Origin of the sequence: Trinickia caryophylli, assembly GCF_034424545.1 — a bacterium.
Taxonomy (GTDB): domain Bacteria; phylum Pseudomonadota; class Gammaproteobacteria; order Burkholderiales; family Burkholderiaceae; genus Trinickia; species Trinickia caryophylli.
Map to the genome: position 1 here is coordinate 1136914 of NZ_CP139970.1, position 16424 is coordinate 1153337.

Genomic DNA, 16424 nt, shown 5'->3' on the forward strand with positions numbered 1-16424 from the left:
AACCGGGCCGCCTCGCTTACGCCTGCACGAAGCGCCACGCATCGCATTCCTCGGGAATAAACACCCCTGCACGGCGGTACTGCTCGATAAGGACGGCACGCACGCCGCCCTCGCGCAAGGCGGCCCGCTTCTCATGCCGCCGCATTCGACAGAAGAGGCCATCATGGATCGTGGCGACGAAAGCATCCCACCCTCGGGCAGACGCAGCTTTCTCAAATGCATGGCACTGGCGGGCGCCGGAACCCTCTGGCTGGTGAAGGGCGGTGTGCCGCAGGCCCACGCCATCGGTGACGACACGGCGAGCGCCGATGCCAGCTTCGGCTTCGTGCAGATCAGCGACTCGCATATCGGCTTCGACAAAGATCCGAATCATGACGTCGCCGGCACCTTCAAGGCAGCGCTCGAGCGCATCGGCAACGCGCGGGCACGGCCCGATTTCGTCGTCCACACCGGCGACCTGACCCATCTGTCGCAGCCCGCGCAATTCGATACCGTTGCCGAACTCATGCGCGCCGTGCGCACGCAGACGTTCTATGTGCCCGGCGAACACGATGTGATCGGCGACAACGGCGCCGCCTTCTTCGAGCGCTTCGGTCAACGGGGCCACGAGGGCGGATGGTACAGCTTCGATCATCGCGGCGTGCATTTCGTCTCGCTCGTGAACGTGCGGAACCTGAAGGCCGGTGGCCTCGGCTCGCTCGGCAGCGACCAGCTCGACTGGCTCAGGAACGACCTCGCGGGCCGATCGCCCGAGACGCCGCTCGTCGTCTTCGCGCATATGCCGCTCTGGTCGCTCTACCCCGCGTGGGGATGGGGCACCGACGATGCCGCCCAGGCCCTCGGACTGATGCGGCGCTTCGGCTCGGTCACCGTCCTCAACGGCCACGTGCATCAGGTTCAACAGAAGATCGAGGGCAACGTGACATTTCACACGGCGCGCTCGACCGCCTACCCCCAGCCCGCGCCCGGCGCCGCACCTTCGCCCGGGCCGCTCAAGACACTGCCGGCCGGCCGGCTGGCCGACTATCTTGGCGTGCGCACCGTCCATCACCTGCAGGCGGCGAGCACGCTCACTCTCGACGACGAGACCCTGTCATGAGTTCATCCGCTTACCGCCTGCGGGTCGTCGCACGAATCGCACGAATCGCACGATCCGCGCTCGCCGCGCACACCACGCCCGCACCCGGCAGCGGCAGCCGCCGGCGGCTCGTACGCGCGTTCGCCGCCACGCTGCTCGGTGCCGCGCTTGGCCGCTCCGCGCTCCCGCTTGCGCACGCGGCCGGTATGGGGGAAGCCGGCACCGATACCGCCGGCACGAGCGAATCGGGGCGAGCCCGGCGCGACTATCGCATCGACATCCGGCAATTCGCCTTCGCACCGCCGACGCTCAGCGTACCGGCCGGCGCCCGCATCGTCTGGACCAACGACGACGAGGACCCGCATGTCATCGTCAGTTCGACGGGTGCGTTCAAGGCGTCGCCGGCCCTCGACACGAACGATTCCTATGCCGTGATTCTCGATACGCCCGGCACCTATCGCTATTTCTGCAGCATTCATCCGATGATGGTCGGCACCCTCGTCGTACGGTGATCGGCTCGAGTGATGCGAGTGATGCGAATGATGCGATTGGTGCGCTTGGTACGATTCACGGGAACGATCGGATGACGAGGAATAAACTCGCCGTGTCGCCGGTATCGAGCTTATCGTGCGACAAAGCATGGAGAGCCACGGTGGCCGACACCGACAGACGCAGCACGCGGGAGCGCGCCGACGCCGAGCGCAGCCTCCGCTTTCAGCAAGTGGTCCTGCCGCATCTCGATGCGGCGTACAACCTTGCACGCTGGCTCGCCGGCAACCCCGCCGATGCCGAGGACGTCGTGCAGGAAGCGTTCATGCGCGCCCTGCGTTTTTTCGATTCGTTCCGGGGCGAAAGCGCGCGGCCGTGGCTGCTCGCCATCGTGCGCCGCACCTGGTACACCGAGTGGCAGCGCCGCGCAGCCGCGCACGAGGTCGCCGCGTTCGATGACGAAAACGACGCGAGCCACGAGAGCAACGATATGCCGATCGACGGCTGGTGGGCCGGGCCGACCGATCCGCAAGCGCTCCTCATCCGCGAGCAGGAAACCCATCGCGTACACGCGGCGCTGGCGCAATTGCCCGTGCCGTTCCGAGAGGTGCTGATCCTGCGCGAACTCGAGGACATGAGCTACCGCGAAATCGCGCTCGTGACGGATCTGCCGGTGGGCACCGTCATGTCCCGCCTCGCGCGAGCGCGGCGCAAGCTGGCGGCCGTGCTCGCCGCATCGGAACATTCGCAGGCCGCGCCCGCCCCGCGCGCCAACCCGCAGGAGATGCCCGATGGACTGTAACGAAGCGCGGCCCCTCATCGACGCAAGCGTCGACCGCGAACTCTCTGCGCTCGAGGCCGCCCGCGTGCAACGGCATATCGAAGGCTGCGCCGCATGCCGCCAGGAAAGCGAGCGCATCGCCGCGCTGAGCCGGGCCGTTCGCGCGACGGACTACCACCGTGCCCCCGCGCACCTGCGCGAGCGCATCGTCGCCGGCCTGGCCGACGGCGTCGCCCGCGAGCGCGTGCAGCACGGGCGGCGAAATGCATGGCAAGCGCTGCTTGCCTGGCTGCGTCTCGGGCAAAGAGCAAGCGGCGCGCATCACGGGCTCGGCTCAGCCGCCCCAGCCGGGTCCGCCGCCACGGCGGGCCGCGCACTTGTGGCCGGCCGCTTCGCCATGCTTGCCACCGCCCTGGCGGCACTCGCGATCGGCTCCGCGATGCTGCTGCGCGGCCAGATGCACTCCGAGCGTTTCGTCGACGAACTCGTCACGAGCCACGTGCGCGCGCAGTTGTCCGGGCGCGACATCGACGTGATCTCGTCCGATCAGCATACCGTCAAACCGTGGTTCAACGGGCGGCTCGACTACGCGCCGCCGGTGGAGGATCTCGCCGCCCAGGGATTCCCGCTCGCCGGGGGGCGTCTCGACTACATCGGGCACCGCCGCGTTGCCGTACTCGTCTACCGCTCCAGGCTGCACGTAATCGATGTCTACGTGATGCCGGAGCAAAGCGCCGATTCGCGTGCGAGCGACGATGCAAACGACGGTGCGAGCGTGCGCGTGCGCGACGGCTATGCGCTCGTCCGCTGGCGCTCCGCGGGCATGGTGTGGTGGGCGGTGAGCGATGCGCAGCCCGAGGCGCTGCAGGCCCTGAAGGCCGCGCTCGACGCCCGGCTCGGCGCTGCTCGGCCGGGCAGTGCGGCCGACCGCAATGCGTGAGCGCCGCCGCAGCCCGCCATGCCGCCAGCACCGGGTTGGCATGAGTCAGCGCTTCAGCGCTTTATGGCGGTGCCGCGGTGACGGTCCAGCGCACTCACGGCTGAACATGCTCGTTCTCGCCGGAGGCCGCCTGCTCGGGCAATGTTTCGACGAGCCGCAGCAACTGCGGCGGATCGAGCGGCTTGACGAGGTGATAGTCGAAGCCCGCCGCCCGGCTGCGATCGCGGTCGGCCTCCTGCCCATAGCCGGTGAGGGCGACAAAGAGGCAGGCGCGGCCGCCGAGCGCGGCGCGCAAGCGCCCGATCAACTGGTAGCCGTCCATCACCGGCAGGCCGATGTCGATGACGGCGATCTCGGGCGAAAAGCGATTGACGATCTTGAGCGCCGAGGCGGGATCGTAGACGGCCTCCGCCTGGTGTCCGCATTCCGTGAGCAGCAAGGCAAGCGCTTCGACACCGTCGACGTTGTCGTCGACGAGCAAAATGCGCCGGCCCTGCGCTGAGCGCGACAACGAAGCGGCGCCGACGGCTTCGCCACCGGTGCGATCGCTGCCCGCCGCGGGCGCGCCGCTCGCCATCGGCAGCGTGGGTACCGCCGACGGAACGCGAATCGTGAACTCGCTGCCCCGCCCCGGTCCGACACTCGCCGCGGCCACCGTGCCGCCATGCAGCTCGACGAGGCTCTTGACGAGCGCGAGCCCGATGCCGAGGCCGCCTTCCGCCCGGTCGAGATCGCGTTTGCCCTGGAAAAACAGATCGAACACGCGCGGCAGCATCTTCGATGCGATACCGATGCCGTTGTCGCTGACGGCAATGGCGACGAGGCCGTCCGCCTCGCGCCACGCCGCCAGCCGAACCTGCCCGCCAGTGGCCGTATAGCGTGCCGCGTTCGTCAACAGGTTGGACACCACCTGCGCCATGCGCGTGACGTCGACGTGCCAGACGAGATCGGGCTCGACCATCTCGACCGTGAGCCGGTGACCGCGCTGCTCCAGTAGCGGGCTCGCCATCTCCACGGCATTGGTCAGCACCTCCGACACGCTCACCGTTCGCTTCTTGAGTTCGATCTTGCCGCGCGTGATGCGCGAAATGTCGAGCAGATCGTCGACGAGCCGCACGAGGTGATCCACCTGACGCTGGATGATGTCCTGTTCGGGCGACACGCCGCCGTCTTGCCGCATGCGCATCAACTGCAGCGCGGTGACGATCGGCGAGAGCGGATTGCGCAGCTCGTGGCCCAGCATGGCAAGAAACTCATCCTTGGCCCGGCTCGCCCGTTCGAGGGCGACCACGAGCCGCTCGCGCTCCGCATGCGACTTCTCGAAGCGCGCGCGCGTGCGCACCTGCTCGGTCACCTCCACGGCGACAGCGATGACGCCGTCGACAACTTCGCCGTCCGAACGCGTCGGCTGAAAACGGAAGGTGAAGTAGCGCGGCTCGAATGCGCCGTCGGCGCGCGTCATGTCGATGCGGTATTCCTCGCGCTGGATCGATGCGCCGCTTTGGTACGTTTTCGTCAGAAGCTCGATGATTTCGCCGCCGTGTTGGGCGTCGGGGCACACCTCGGCATAGACGCGTCCGATCGGCTCCGGACAGCCTGCAAGTTCGCGGTAACGATGGTTCGCGAGCCGGAAAACATGTTGCGGCCCCGCCAGCAGGGCCGCGGCAACGGGCACGTTCAGGACGAAGTCGGCGAGTTCGCGCTCGCGCCGGCGCAGCGCGGCCTCGGCCTGCTTGCGGCGTTCGACCTCGCGCTCGAGCGCCGCCGCCTTTTGCTGCCATTGGGCGATGAGGCGGTGCGTACCCGAATCGCCGGCTCGATCGAGCACCTCGCTCGGCAGCACGCGAGAATGCGCCCCGCAAATCCGCTCGAATACGCCGCTTCGCTCGGTCTCGGAAAAGAGCGCATGCGGGTAAGCGCAAAAAAGCGCAAATGCGTGGCGGCGCGCGAGCCCGTTCCAAAGCAGCTCGAGTCGCAGCGCCGCCTCGTAGCCGCCCGCCTCGCAAAGCACGGCCACCATTTCGCCGAACGCATGCACGGGGCGCGGCCGCGCCGCGGACACGGCATCGGCCATTACCGCGCCGATCGTCGCGTAAAAGCGCTCCTCGTCAGGCCAGCCGTCCACCATGAAGCCGGCGAGCGCCTCCTCGGCCTCGAGTGAGACGAACTTGCCGCGCGGCGGGGCCGGCCCGCCCCTCTCGACAGGCGAGATCTCATGCTGCCGCTCGATCCGCGGCACAATCTCCGCCAGATGCGCGCGCGTCGCGATCAGGATGGCCGAGCCGTCCGCACGCAGCGCGCGGCATGCAAATTCGACCACCTCGTCGACTAGCAACGACTGCTCGTGATAGAAGCGCACTACATGCCCGCCTGCTTCGTCCGGCGGGCGAAGTGCGCGGCTGGCTAGTGCCATTCGGCTCTCCGGACATCGACGACTTTCGAGCAATGCGCAAGGAGCGTGCCGCGCGATCAGCGGCGCGGCGCGCCCTCCCGGGCGAGCGCGGATGCGATATCGTCCGCGAGCGCCGCCAGGATCCGGCTCAGTGCGGCGGCCTGATCGTTCGCGCCACCGCCCGTGCCTTGCGCCGTGAGCGTGACCGCGTGCGGGGACGAGGACGAGGACGGCGTGGCGTGCGGCGCCGATAGACTCCAGCCCGCCTGAAGCGAGAGCCTGCCGTTCGAATCGGCGTCGAGCGCAAGAACGGTCACAACCAGACTATGCGTGCCTGCGGGTACCGGCGCGTCAGGCAACACGAAGCTGCCTGACGGCAGGCGCCCGAGCAGATCCTGAGCGAGCACGCTGCGCATCATCTGTGCAAGTGGCGCGGCCCAGCGGTCGTCGTCGGCAACGTCGAGACGGTTGGGCGCCACTCGCGTGACGACCTCGGGCCGGTCGAGCATGGCTGGGATATGCACGGCGGTCAGTTGCACCGGAGCGGCCGGCATCGCGCCGCCCGGCGCCGCCGCCGGCGGCACCCTCGGCCCGATAGCCTCCAGCGCGTAATAACGCGTCGGCGGACTATGGGCACAGCCGGCCAGCGCCGCGAGCGAGGCGGCCAGCGCAATCGTCCGCATCGTCCGCATCGTCCGCATCGCCCGCATCGTCCGCATCGTCCGCATCGTCCGCATCGCCGCCGCGACGCTGCACGCAGCGCCGGGCGCCGGCTGGCGCCACCACGTCGAGGTGCTCATCTCCCCTCCTTCTGCTTACCGCGCACGAGCGATTCGGGATGGCGATCGAGATAGTCGGCAAGCGCACGGACCGAGCGCGCCATGTCGGTCAGCTCGCGCAACGCGCCCGGCAGATCGTTCTGACTCGTGGCATCGCCGCCGATCGTGCGGTTGGCTGCCGCAACGGCGCTGTCCGCCGCCTTGGCCGTCTCGCGCAGTTGGGCAACGAGCGGCCCGATCTGCGGGGAGACCTGCCGCAGCGTCCGGTCGATCTCGGTCACGGCACGGTCGATGTGGGCGAGGCTGTCGGCCAGCTCAGGCGACGAGGCCAACGCTCCGATGCGCGCCGCGATACGCCGCACGTCGCGGCCGGTCTCCTCGATCGGCAATGCGTTGAGCTTCGTCATGACCTGATCGGCTTTTGCGGCGATCGCATCGACGTCGGCCGACGCCACACTCGGGATGACCGGCACGCCGGCGTCGTCGGCCAGCTCCGCCGCAGCCGCGCCGGGCACGAACTCGAGCTGGACCTTGCGCGCGCCGATGAGCGGCGGATCCTGCGCCAGCCTCGCGCGCAGCCCCTCGGCCACGAGCCGCCGCATCATCGCATCGACGATGCCGCGCCAGTTCCCGTCGGCAGGCGGTGCGACGCCGGCAATCCCGAGCTTGTCCGGCTCGAGCTCGACGCGCACAGGGGTACTGAGCGTACCGTCGTGCGCGTCGTAGGCAAGCCGCACGCCAGTCACGGTGCCGACGCGAAAGCCGCGCAGCACCACCTCGGCACCGTCTTCGATTTCGCCTGCCGCGCCATCGAAGCGCACGACATAGGCGACGGTCGGACCGTGCACGGCCGGCAGCGCGGGACGATGCGTGCTGCCGGCAAAGCGCCGCACAGGCTCGCCGGGCCCCGGCTCCATCACGATTTCAGGGCCCGCAAGCAGCGCCTTCATCGACGACGGGTCGCTGAAATCGGCCCGCGCCCCGGTGAGAAAGAACTGCGTGCCACGGCGCAGATACTTCTCCTCGTCGCGCTCGATCCGCAGCTCGACGTCGACGTGCCGGCCGTCGCGCGCCAGGGCGACATCGGTCACATCGCCGACTTTCACGCCCCGCAGGGTGACGATCGTGTCGTCCGCTTTCATGCCGTAGGCTTCGTCGAAGGTGACGGTCACCGTTTCGCCGCCATGCACGAGTGCGCGAATACCGAGCCAGCCTGCGAGCCCGAACGCGGCGACCGGCACCGCCCAGATCCATCCGGGCCAGGCACTGCGCCGGATCTCGGCCTGCGTGCGGCGCAACCGCGTATCGCTCATGGCCGGCCTCTCGCATGCGCGTCCCACATCAGCCGCGGATCGAACGCGCGGGAAGCCAGCATCGTCAGAAAAACGACGAGTGCGAAGGCGGTCGCGCCGGGGGCCGGCCGCGCCGACGCGAGGCCGCCGAAACGGATCAGCGGAACGAACGCGGCGATCGTGAAGACGTCGACGTTCGACCAGCGCCCGAGCTCGTCGATCCAGCGATAGAGATGCGCCTTCACCCGTAAATGCCGGCGCGAGCGCCGCTTGATCGAGACGATGAACCAGAGCATGCCGCCGAGCTTGCCGAACGGAATGACGATGCTCGTGCAGAACACGAGGATGCCGAGCGGCCAGAGCCCCGCGCGAAAGAGCTCGTGGATGCCGTCCACGATGCGCTGCGGAACGTCATGGCCGAGCTGCGTGGAGACCGTCATCGGATAGAAATTGGCCGGAAAGGCCAGCACGAGCGCGGCGAGCGAAAGCGCGCCGGCGCGCACGAGGGCGTCGGGCTTGCGCGCGCGCAGCCTCAGCCCGCAACGCGCGCACGGGCTGCCTTCGTCCCGGAGCGGCGCAATGAGATCGCAGGCCGTGCACGACAGTGCGCGGTCGCCCGGAGGCAGTGGTCGCTCGGGCGCGATCGCCCGCCATATCGTTCGGCTGTCGAGCGTTGCGCGTGTGAGCATCGACATCAGCGAGGCGGCGATGAAGCAGTAGCCGCCCGCGCCGATGGTGCCCGTGAGATCTTGCGTGACGCGCACATAGCCGATGAAGCAGCCGACGAGGAACACGTCGGGCATGGCCCAGAGGTCGAGCGCGCGGGTCCAGCGAAAAAGAGGCCCGATCGCATGGGTGCGCACGCCGAATCGCACGGCGGCCAGCGCGAGCGTGAGGCCACCGAAGCGCACCAACGGCAGCACGATGCCCGAAACGCCGAGCAGCAGCGCAAGCGCCTCCCAGCCCTGACGCCACATCAGCACGATGCCCGAAGCGAGCACGGCCTCGCGCTGCGCGCCCAGCATGTGCACGGTCATGAGCGGCGCGAGATTGGCCGGTATCAGGAGCACGAAAGTCGTCAGCGCGCAGGCGAGCGCCGCGTTCACGCTGCGCCCGCTGCGGCGTTCGAGCGGGTAGTGGCATATGCGGCAACGCGCGAGCGTGCGCCGCGTGAGCGGCGGGATGTCTTCGAGCGCGCCGCATTCGGGACATCCGATCGTCATATCGGCCCGCCCGGGCGCAGAGCCGGCCGCGAACATGCGGCGGTCGCCCGATCCCGGTGGATGGCGGATGCGTTTGCATTACTCACGATCACCTCACTCCAGGCAGCGCCCGTGCAATGTGCCAATGGGGCATCGGTCGGAGTGCACGCTTGAGCGCTTACTCCTCCCGACGGGCGTTGCCTGCGCTCAAGCATGGACCGTACCCGGCGCCCGCGCCGGCCCGGACGCGCGTCGCCTCCGCGCGAGCGGCGCGCCATGCGACACTTCGAGCACGGCACACATGTGCCGCATCGACCTGCCGAGGAGTAACGATTCCATGCACCCAGCCCGTTGCGCCGAGTGGTTTTTCGATTTCGTCTCCCCCTTCTCTTATCTTCAACTCGAACAGTTCGACCGCTTGCCGGACACGCTGACGATCGAGCCGCGCCCTCTTCTGCTCGGCGCGCTCTTCACGCACTGGGGTAAAGCGGGTCCGGCCGAAATGGAAACGAAGCGCGTCTTCACCTATCGGTACACGCTCTTTCGCGCGCAGCAGCTCGGTATCCCGCTCGTCATGCCGCCCGCGCATCCGTTCAATCCGATCAAGGCGCTGCGGCTCGCGATCGCCATGGGCGGCTCGCTCGACACCGTGCGCGCGATCTTTCGCCATATCTGGCGCGAAGGCGGCGATGTTTCGTCGGCCGAGGGCTTTGCCGCCTTGTGCGAGGCGCTTGGGTACCCCGAGGGCGTAAGCGCCGTCGAAGCTCAGACAGTGAAGGATACGTTGCGCGCGAATACCGACCGCGCGATCGCGTTGGGTGTGTTCGGCGTACCGACGTTCGTCGTCGAGGGCGAACTCTTCTGGGGCGAGGATGCCACCGGCATGCTCGCGCATTGCCTCGCGCATCCCGACTGGCTCGCTGCCCCCGAAGTGCGGCGCATCAGCGCGTTGCCCGTGGGCGCACGCCGCCGGTGAACGGACGAGGCACGCCGGCGGACCCGGCGCGGGCCGCCGCGTTTCGGCGGCAGCGCAACCCTGTGCGCGCAAACGACCTATCCTAAGAGAGCCGTCGGCGTTTTTGCACACGGCCCAACCGTTCCACCGAAGGAGGTGCGTCATGTCCATGTCAGCCACTCTCCAGCAATGCCTGAGCGCCAAGGGCGCCCGTTACGACGTCGTGCACCATCCCTACAGCCATTCCAGCGCGGAGACGGCCGTGGCCGCCCATGTGCCGGGCGAACGGCTCGCCAAGACAGTGCTGCTCGAGGACGAGCATGGCTACGTTGCGGCCGTGCTGCCGTCCACCCATGCGGTCAGGCTCGCCGAGCTCTGGGCTCAAACCGGGCGTCATCTGACGCTTGCCAAGGAAGCCGACATCCGCGAACTCTTCAAGGACTGCGACGTCGGCGCATTGCCCCCCGTGTGCACGGCCTACGGGATGCAGACGTGGCTCGACGAAAGCCTCGCCAGGCAGCCCGACGTCTACTTCGAGGCGGGCGATCACGAGGCGCTCGTTCATATGGACACCGAGCAGTTCCTCGCGCTGATGGATCAGGCCGAGCGCGCCCGCTTCGCGCGCCGGATGCAGAGCCTTGCCGTCTAGGGCCGGTGCCGCGTCGCGGGGGATGCGAAGCGCTTCGACGCAAGTGCGGTTGCGGCACCGCAATATGCCCCTCCCCGGCGAGCGCGGCACAGGCCGGCTGCTCTCCCCCTATTTTTGAAAACCTTTACGCCGCACCGCGATCGGGCATAGAGTCGTGGCGCTAGACCGTCATCCACCCTGCAGCCCCCTTCAGGAGTGCGTCCATATGGTCCTTCGGTTGCTCGCCGCTCTGCCGTTCGTCGGAATCCTGCTCGGCGTTCCCTTCGTCAACCGCGTCGAGCCGCTCGTGCTCGGCATGCCCCTCGTACTGGCCTGGATCGTTGCCTGGGTCGTCCTCACGGCGATCATCATGGCCATCGTCTACGCCCTCGATCCCACCAATCGCGGCACGCAGGATCGCGCCGAGGAGGTCCGCCCATGAGCAGCGCGCTCATCGTCATCGCGGTGTTTACACTGCTGGCACTCGCGCTCGGCGTGCGCGCGCGCAGCGGGCACGACATGAATCTCGAGCAATGGTCCGTCGGCGGACGCAGCTTCGGCACCGCGTTCGTGTTCCTGCTCATGGCCGGCGAAATCTATACGACATTCACGTTCCTTGGCGGCAGCGGCTTCGCCTACGGCAAGGGCGCGGCCGTCTACTACATCCTGCCTTACGCAACGCTCGCCTACATCCTCTCGTATTGGCTGCTGCCGCCGATCTGGCGCTATGCCAAGACACATCGCCTCGTCTCGCAGCCGCACTTTCTCGCGAGCAAGTACGCAAGCCCGGGGCTCGGCGTGCTCGTGGCCATCGTCGATGTCGTCGCGCTCATTCCCTATCTCGTGCTGCAGTTCAAGGGGCTCGGCATCATCGTCGCGACCGCTTCTTACGGCGCCATCTCGTCCACCACCGCCATCTGGATCGGTGCCATCGTCGTGACGGCCTACGTCACCGTCTCGGGCGTGCGCGGCTCGGCCTGGAACTCGGTCATGAAGGACCTGATGATCCTCGGCGTCGTCGTCTTTCTCGGCATCTATCTGCCGATCCACTTTTACGGCGGGCTCGGCGCGATGTTCACGGCCATCGACGAGGCGAAGCCCGGCTTTCTCACGTTCCCCGCAAAAGGCTCGAGCGTCACCTGGTTCCAATCGACGGTGCTGCTGACGGCCCTCGGCTTTTTCATGTGGCCGCACACGTTCGGCTCGGTGTTTACCGCGCGCGACGAGCGCATATTCAGGCGCAACGCAGCCGTGCTGCCCATCTATCAGTTGATCCTGCTCTTCGTCTTCTTCGTCGGCTTTGCCGCCACGCTGAAGGTGCCAGGGCTCAAAGGCAGCGACATCGATCTCTCGCTCTTCCGGCTCTCGCTGCAGGCCTTCGATCCGTGGTTCGTCGGCGTGATCGGCGCGGCGGGCGTGCTGACCGCGCTCGTGCCGGGTTCGATGATCCTCAACGCCGCCGCCACGCTGATCGCCAACGACATCTATCGCGGCGCGCTCGCGCGGCAGGCGCCGGAGGCCCGCGTCACCGGGCTCGCGCGCGTGCTCGTGCCCGTCATCGCGCTCGTGGCCGTGGGCTTCACGCTGCACGGCGGCGAGACGATCGTCGCGCTGCTGCTCATGGGCTACAGCTTCGTCACGCAGCTCTTTCCCGCTGTGGTGGCAAGCCTCGCGGCGCGCCGCTGGGTCACGAAGCAAGGTGCCTTTTGCGGCATCGTCGCAGGCGTGGGCGTGGTTGCCGTCACCACGCTCACGCACGCCACCATCGGCCAGTGGTTTCCGTTCCTTCCCGATCACCTGAAGGATCTGAACATCGGCCTCGTCGCGCTGTCGCTCAACATCGTCGTGTTGGTCGTCGTCAGCGCCCTCACCCAACCCGGTACGCAGGGCCAGTCTCAAACCCAGTCGTTGTGAGGTCCCGCGCGCACAGCGGTTTCGATCGGGCCACCGCACGCCGCCAGAGCCGGTAAGCTTCCGGCTTTGGCGGCCGCACGAGCCGCGGGGGAACGCGCATGGGCAGGCCGTCGAACGAAGGGCGATCGGGGCAGCAAGGCCGAGCCAGCGCGAGCGCAGGCTCGCGCAGCCGGTGCGGCGCCGCGCGCATCCGCGCCACGGTCTTCGCTCGACTATGCGTGCGCATCTTCGCACTGGCCTTCGTTGGGACGCTCGCCGTGTCGCCGGCCGTGCCGCCATGCTTCGCCGCGCCACTTCCCGGCCACGCCTCGTCAGGCCAGCCAGGCTCGTCGGCCGAGCCAGCCGCGTCGGCCATGCCCGCTTCGCCCGAGCAATGCCGCGCCGGGACCCTCGTCACTCTCGTCGCCCACCTCGACGACGATCTGCTTTTCGTCAATCCGGGCATCAGCGAGCGGTTGCGGGACGGCTGGTGCATCGTCACCGTGCATCTGATCGGCGGCGCCGACAGTTCGCGCTTCGACTACGTGCTCGCGCGCGAGCGCGCAATCCGCCAGGCCTACGCGCGCATGGCCGGAGTGCCCAATGCGTGGCACGAGTCGACTGCCGTCGTCGCCGGCAGACCCGTGCATCGCATGGTGCTCGCCGCGGCGCCGCGCGTGACGCTCTACGAGCTGCGGCTGCCGGGCGGCGAAGTCCGCGGTGGGCGCGTGCCGCTCGGTCTCGTCTGGGACGAAGGCGCCACCATCTCGACCTACCCGATGGCAGGCGACGGCAGCGGCGCGACGCGCTACGACCGGGCGGCGCTGAAGGCGACCGTCGGCGCCCTGCTCGCTCCCGCCACGCTCATCTATACGCTGAACCCCGACACCGTTGCCTTTCTCGAGCACCCCGACCACATCTATGCCGCACGCGTCGCACGAGAAGCGGCGAGCGCGGCGGGCCTCGACAAGCGGGTCCGCTATCACCTCACGTATGTGACGGCCGGCATGCCCGCGAACGTGTCGCCCGCAGCCACGCAGGCCAAGCGCGATCAGGCTGCCAGCTACTTCGCGTTCGACGGTGGCGACATCGGGCAGATCTTCGGCGAATACGAATGGAACGGCGATTGGGTCGCTCGCCGCTATGCGTTCGATGCGCCGGGCGCGGAGCATCGTGGCGGCAACGGCCCCGGCACCGCGCTCGTGAACGCGCGCACGAGCCGCTGCCTCACGGCGGCGGCCGCGCCCGGCACCGCCGGCATCGGGCTCGCGCCCTGCGACGGCGGCCCGGCGCAGCGCTGGCGCTGGGCATCGCTGCCCGGCTATCCCGGCAACCCGCACGGCGCGGCGCTCGTGAACGCCGCGACGGCGCAGTGCGTTGCCGAACGCGCGGGGCGTCTCGTCGAGGCGCGCTGCGACGACGGCGATCTCGCGCAGCGCTTCACGCCCTGGGACTTCGGGATCGTGCGCACACCGCGCGGGCACTGCCTGGGCGAACGCCAAGGCGCCATCGCGCTCAGCGCCTGCGGGCCGCTCACGACGGCTTATCGCTGGACGTCGTCGGCGCTGGCCCCGTGGACGGACCCGCGCACCGCAGGCGCGCTCTACGGCGACGTGACCGGCGATGGCCGCACGAGCGCCGTCTACGTCATGCGCCGAGGCGACGGGCCCGGCTTCGACGTCTGGGTCGCAAGGCTCGCTGCCGGCACGCGTGCGTCGCGCTGGTATGCGAACGCCGTACCGTTCGAACCGGACGCGTCATTTCCGAGTTGCCGCCACGATACGCTTTGCTTCGACGCCACGCGCTTCGTGCTCGGCGATTTCGAGGGCAACGGGCGTGCCGACCTGATGGCGATCGCGCCGACGGACGACGGCGGCACGGCGTTCTGGCTGTTCGCGAACACGGGCGGCGCATTCGCGGCTCCCCGCCTGTGGCAGCGAAGCGCGCGCGCGGCGTCGACGGCGCGCACGCAACAGTACGTGGCCGCCGATTTCGATGGCGACGGGCGCACCGATCTGATGGCGGCCGAACGAACTGACGGCGGCGCGGCCTTCGACCTGTGGGTACTCACGAGCCGCGGCACGGCGGGCAACGCGCCGGCGCGTTGGCGCGCGAACGTCGCACTCGCGCCGGACACACAGTTTCTGGCGGCGCACGTCGATTCGTCGCCGCGAGCGGGACTGGTCGCCGCCGAGCGTACCGGCTCCGCGCTCTGGCTTTCGCGCCTCGCCAGCACAGGGCGTGCGTTCGATCCATCGTTGCGCGCGGCGCGACTCGACGCATTGCGGGCCGGTTTCACGCGGCTCGCGTCCGGCCGGCTCGGCAACACCGGCGCGGCCAGCCCGAGGGGGACGGCCGGCATGACCAGGACGGATGGCCTCGTCGCGCTGAGCCTGCGCGAACCGGACCCGGCGAATCCGGCGCTGATCGATGTCTGGACGATCGCGGTCGGCCCGGCCTTCGGCGCGCCCGTGCATGCAGGAACGATCGCAGACGTGGCCTGGGCCGACGCATTGCCCGCACTCGTCGACGATGCGTCCCAGACGGTGCTCGCGCTGTTCGAACGCGCCGACGCACCGCTCGACGAATACCACTTCACGGGCGGCGCTCCGATCCTGGCCGGCTGCCCGCTGCGCGCCGGTGGGCGGACGCTCGGCGCGTGCGTGCGCTGGGGCGTTCTGCCGGGCCGTTACAGCGAGGCACTGCGGCTCGACAGACTGCACTGACGCAGCCCGCCGGTGCGATGCGCGGCCGGCGCGCGTCAGGCATGACGGCGTTCGGGCTCAGCCCATCACCTGCCGTGCAATATCCAGATAGCGCTCCGCCGTATCTTCGAGCGTCAGGCCATCGAGCGAGCGCTGCGCACGCGGCTCGTTCAGTGCGGCCACGAGCGCTCCGCCGTAGCGCGCCGGATCGGCGGCCGTGTCGACGAGCCGCACGCCGGGCCAGCCTCGGGCAAAGCCAAACGCAGTAATCGCGTTCGCGACGATCGGGATACCCGAGGCCAGCGCTTCGAGAAAGCCGATGCTGTGCGCCTCGAAGCGAGACGGCATCGCAAACGCGCGCGAATTCGCGAGAATCTCGGCAACGCCGGCCTGCGGGCCCGTCATGTCGACGCGGGAGCCGAGTCCGAGCGCGCGGACGAGCGCGAGGACCTCGGCGTAATAGGCGCGATTCTCGATCACGCCGCAAAGCAGCAGCCGCGCCTCGGGCTCGGCGCTGACGACGTGCCGAAACGCGCGCACGGTGTCGAGCTGGCCTTTTTCCGGAATATAGCGGCCGATCTGTACGATGCGCTTCGCTTCGCCCGGGCCGCTGCGCGCCCGGGCGAGCGCATCGCCGCGCCGGAGATCGGCGAGCGCGCGCGCGCCGAAGCGCCTCGCATCGACACCGTTCGGCACGACGATCAGCGACGGATGCAGTCCGATGGCGCGCCGGTACTCGTCGACATTTTTCTGCGACACGCCGATGACGGCTTTCGCGCGCAGCGACAGGATCCGCTCGGCGCGTTGGAGCACGTTGTTCTCGAAGTCGTTGACGCCCGAATGCATGACCCAGACGATCGGCACGCGCAACGGCAAGGCCCGGACATAGAGCGCGGGAATTGTCGCGTGCGCGAAGATGACGTCGGGCTTGAAGCGCCGAATAGCCCGGTAGAGAAAGAGCAACCGGCCCAACTTGTCGTAGCGGCGCGGCGGAAAGACGCAGCACACGCGATGCGCCGCAAGCTCGCCGGCCGCCGGCGCGAAATCGCCGTGCGGCGGCAGCAGCGACGCGATGCAGACAGTGTGCCCGCTGTCCTGGTGGTCGATGGCGATGCCTTTGACGAGCATTTCCGCGCCCGAAAGTCTTGGCGCGAGGATCAGCTGAAAAATACGCATGGTCTTGTTCTCAGGCTCCGGACGTCTGGACTCTCGGGTAGCCGCGTGGCCCGCTCGGCGGCGGGTTGCGAGCCAAAGCGCCCGCGCACCAAAATACCGCCGGCCGTCACACCT

14 protein-coding genes are annotated in these 16424 nt (G+C 68.8%); 9 read left to right on the top strand and 5 right to left on the bottom strand.

Features of this window, described 5'->3' with window-relative positions:
* The first annotated feature begins 163 nt into the window (after positions 1–163).
* The 4 genes from U0034_RS05200 to U0034_RS05215 all read left to right on the top strand — a co-directional run bounded on the left by U0034_RS05200 (position 164) and on the right by U0034_RS05215 (position 3288).
* The gene (locus tag U0034_RS05200; RefSeq protein WP_085223699.1) at positions 164–1099 is read left to right on the top strand and encodes a metallophosphoesterase family protein; all 936 of its coding nucleotides are present in this window, start codon (positions 164–166) and stop codon (positions 1097–1099) included.
* Positions 1096–1590 (top strand): cupredoxin domain-containing protein, encoded by a 495-nt coding sequence (locus U0034_RS05205; protein WP_233211963.1) that lies wholly within the window; start codon positions 1096–1098, stop codon positions 1588–1590. Before U0034_RS05200 ends, U0034_RS05205 begins: the two co-directional genes overlap by 4 nt.
* 140 nt (positions 1591–1730) lie before the next feature.
* Entirely contained in the window at positions 1731–2369 is a 639-nt protein-coding gene (locus tag U0034_RS05210) for an RNA polymerase sigma factor (RefSeq protein WP_386092001.1), read from the top strand.
* Entirely contained in the window at positions 2359–3288 is a 930-nt protein-coding gene (locus U0034_RS05215; protein ID WP_085223697.1) for an anti-sigma factor family protein, read from the top strand. The genes U0034_RS05210 and U0034_RS05215 overlap by 11 nt, the downstream gene beginning before the upstream one ends.
* 94 nt (positions 3289–3382) lie before the next feature.
* Here U0034_RS05215 and U0034_RS05220 read toward each other — a convergent pair whose 3' ends face one another.
* From U0034_RS05220 to U0034_RS05235, 4 genes are read right to left on the bottom strand one after another with little or no spacing between them, the layout of a single operon-like run.
* Positions 3383–5701: a hybrid sensor histidine kinase/response regulator gene (locus U0034_RS05220; protein WP_085223695.1), complete on the bottom strand. Its 2319-nt coding sequence runs from the start codon at positions 5699–5701 to the stop codon at positions 3383–3385.
* A gap of 56 nt (positions 5702–5757) precedes the next feature.
* Positions 5758–6480 (bottom strand): PqiC family protein, encoded by a 723-nt coding sequence (locus U0034_RS05225; RefSeq protein WP_233211964.1) that lies wholly within the window; start codon positions 6478–6480, stop codon positions 5758–5760.
* Positions 6477–7772 (bottom strand): MlaD family protein, encoded by a 1296-nt coding sequence (locus tag U0034_RS05230; RefSeq protein WP_085224428.1) that lies wholly within the window; start codon positions 7770–7772, stop codon positions 6477–6479. Before U0034_RS05230 ends, U0034_RS05225 begins: the two co-directional genes overlap by 4 nt.
* On the bottom strand, positions 7769–8974 hold the full coding sequence (locus tag U0034_RS05235; protein ID WP_085224426.1) for a paraquat-inducible protein A: 1206 nt from the start codon (positions 8972–8974) through the stop codon (positions 7769–7771). Before U0034_RS05235 ends, U0034_RS05230 begins: the two co-directional genes overlap by 4 nt.
* A gap of 316 nt (positions 8975–9290) precedes the next feature.
* On the opposite strand from U0034_RS05235, the gene U0034_RS05240 reads away from it, so the two are divergent.
* The 5 genes from U0034_RS05240 to U0034_RS05260 all read left to right on the top strand — a co-directional run bounded on the left by U0034_RS05240 (position 9291) and on the right by U0034_RS05260 (position 15155).
* On the top strand, positions 9291–9929 hold the full coding sequence (locus U0034_RS05240; protein WP_085224425.1) for a 2-hydroxychromene-2-carboxylate isomerase: 639 nt from the start codon (positions 9291–9293) through the stop codon (positions 9927–9929).
* A 142-nt stretch (positions 9930–10071) separates the two neighbouring features.
* The gene (locus tag U0034_RS05245) at positions 10072–10557 is read left to right on the top strand and encodes an aminoacyl-tRNA deacylase (RefSeq protein WP_085223693.1); all 486 of its coding nucleotides are present in this window, start codon (positions 10072–10074) and stop codon (positions 10555–10557) included.
* A 205-nt stretch (positions 10558–10762) separates the two neighbouring features.
* Positions 10763–10978: a DUF3311 domain-containing protein gene (locus tag U0034_RS05250; RefSeq protein ID WP_085223691.1), complete on the top strand. Its 216-nt coding sequence runs from the start codon at positions 10763–10765 to the stop codon at positions 10976–10978.
* Positions 10975–12450 carry a sodium:solute symporter family protein gene (locus U0034_RS05255; protein ID WP_085223689.1) on the top strand — a complete coding sequence of 492 codons (1476 nt, stop codon included), beginning with the start codon at positions 10975–10977 and terminating at the stop codon, positions 12448–12450. The genes U0034_RS05250 and U0034_RS05255 overlap by 4 nt, the downstream gene beginning before the upstream one ends.
* A 98-nt stretch (positions 12451–12548) precedes the next feature.
* Positions 12549–15155, top strand: coding sequence for an FG-GAP-like repeat-containing protein (locus U0034_RS05260; RefSeq protein WP_244142492.1), 2607 nt, complete (start codon positions 12549–12551; stop codon positions 15153–15155).
* A 57-nt stretch (positions 15156–15212) separates the two neighbouring features.
* Here U0034_RS05260 and U0034_RS05265 read toward each other — a convergent pair whose 3' ends face one another.
* Positions 15213–16310: a glycosyltransferase family 4 protein gene (locus U0034_RS05265; RefSeq protein ID WP_085223687.1), complete on the bottom strand. Its 1098-nt coding sequence runs from the start codon at positions 16308–16310 to the stop codon at positions 15213–15215.
* Positions 16311–16424: the final 114 nt, after the last annotated feature.

Coding starts and splice junctions, on each gene's coding strand:
- U0034_RS05200 (WP_085223699.1), top strand. CDS start 164: ATGGATCGTGGCGACGAAAGCATCCCACCCTCGGGCAGACGCAGCTTT.
- U0034_RS05205 (WP_233211963.1), top strand. CDS start 1,096: ATGAGTTCATCCGCTTACCGCCTGCGGGTCGTCGCACGAATCGCACGA.
- U0034_RS05215 (WP_085223697.1), top strand. CDS start 2,359: ATGGACTGTAACGAAGCGCGGCCCCTCATCGACGCAAGCGTCGACCGC.
- U0034_RS05220 (WP_085223695.1), bottom strand. CDS start 5,701: ATGGCACTAGCCAGCCGCGCACTTCGCCCGCCGGACGAAGCAGGCGGG.
- U0034_RS05225 (WP_233211964.1), bottom strand. CDS start 6,480: ATGAGCACCTCGACGTGGTGGCGCCAGCCGGCGCCCGGCGCTGCGTGC.
- U0034_RS05230 (WP_085224428.1), bottom strand. CDS start 7,772: ATGAGCGATACGCGGTTGCGCCGCACGCAGGCCGAGATCCGGCGCAGT.
- U0034_RS05235 (WP_085224426.1), bottom strand. CDS start 8,974: ATGACGATCGGATGTCCCGAATGCGGCGCGCTCGAAGACATCCCGCCG.
- U0034_RS05240 (WP_085224425.1), top strand. CDS start 9,291: ATGCACCCAGCCCGTTGCGCCGAGTGGTTTTTCGATTTCGTCTCCCCC.
- U0034_RS05245 (WP_085223693.1), top strand. CDS start 10,072: ATGTCCATGTCAGCCACTCTCCAGCAATGCCTGAGCGCCAAGGGCGCC.
- U0034_RS05250 (WP_085223691.1), top strand. CDS start 10,763: ATGGTCCTTCGGTTGCTCGCCGCTCTGCCGTTCGTCGGAATCCTGCTC.
- U0034_RS05255 (WP_085223689.1), top strand. CDS start 10,975: ATGAGCAGCGCGCTCATCGTCATCGCGGTGTTTACACTGCTGGCACTC.
- U0034_RS05260 (WP_244142492.1), top strand. CDS start 12,549: ATGGGCAGGCCGTCGAACGAAGGGCGATCGGGGCAGCAAGGCCGAGCC.
- U0034_RS05265 (WP_085223687.1), bottom strand. CDS start 16,310: ATGCGTATTTTTCAGCTGATCCTCGCGCCAAGACTTTCGGGCGCGGAA.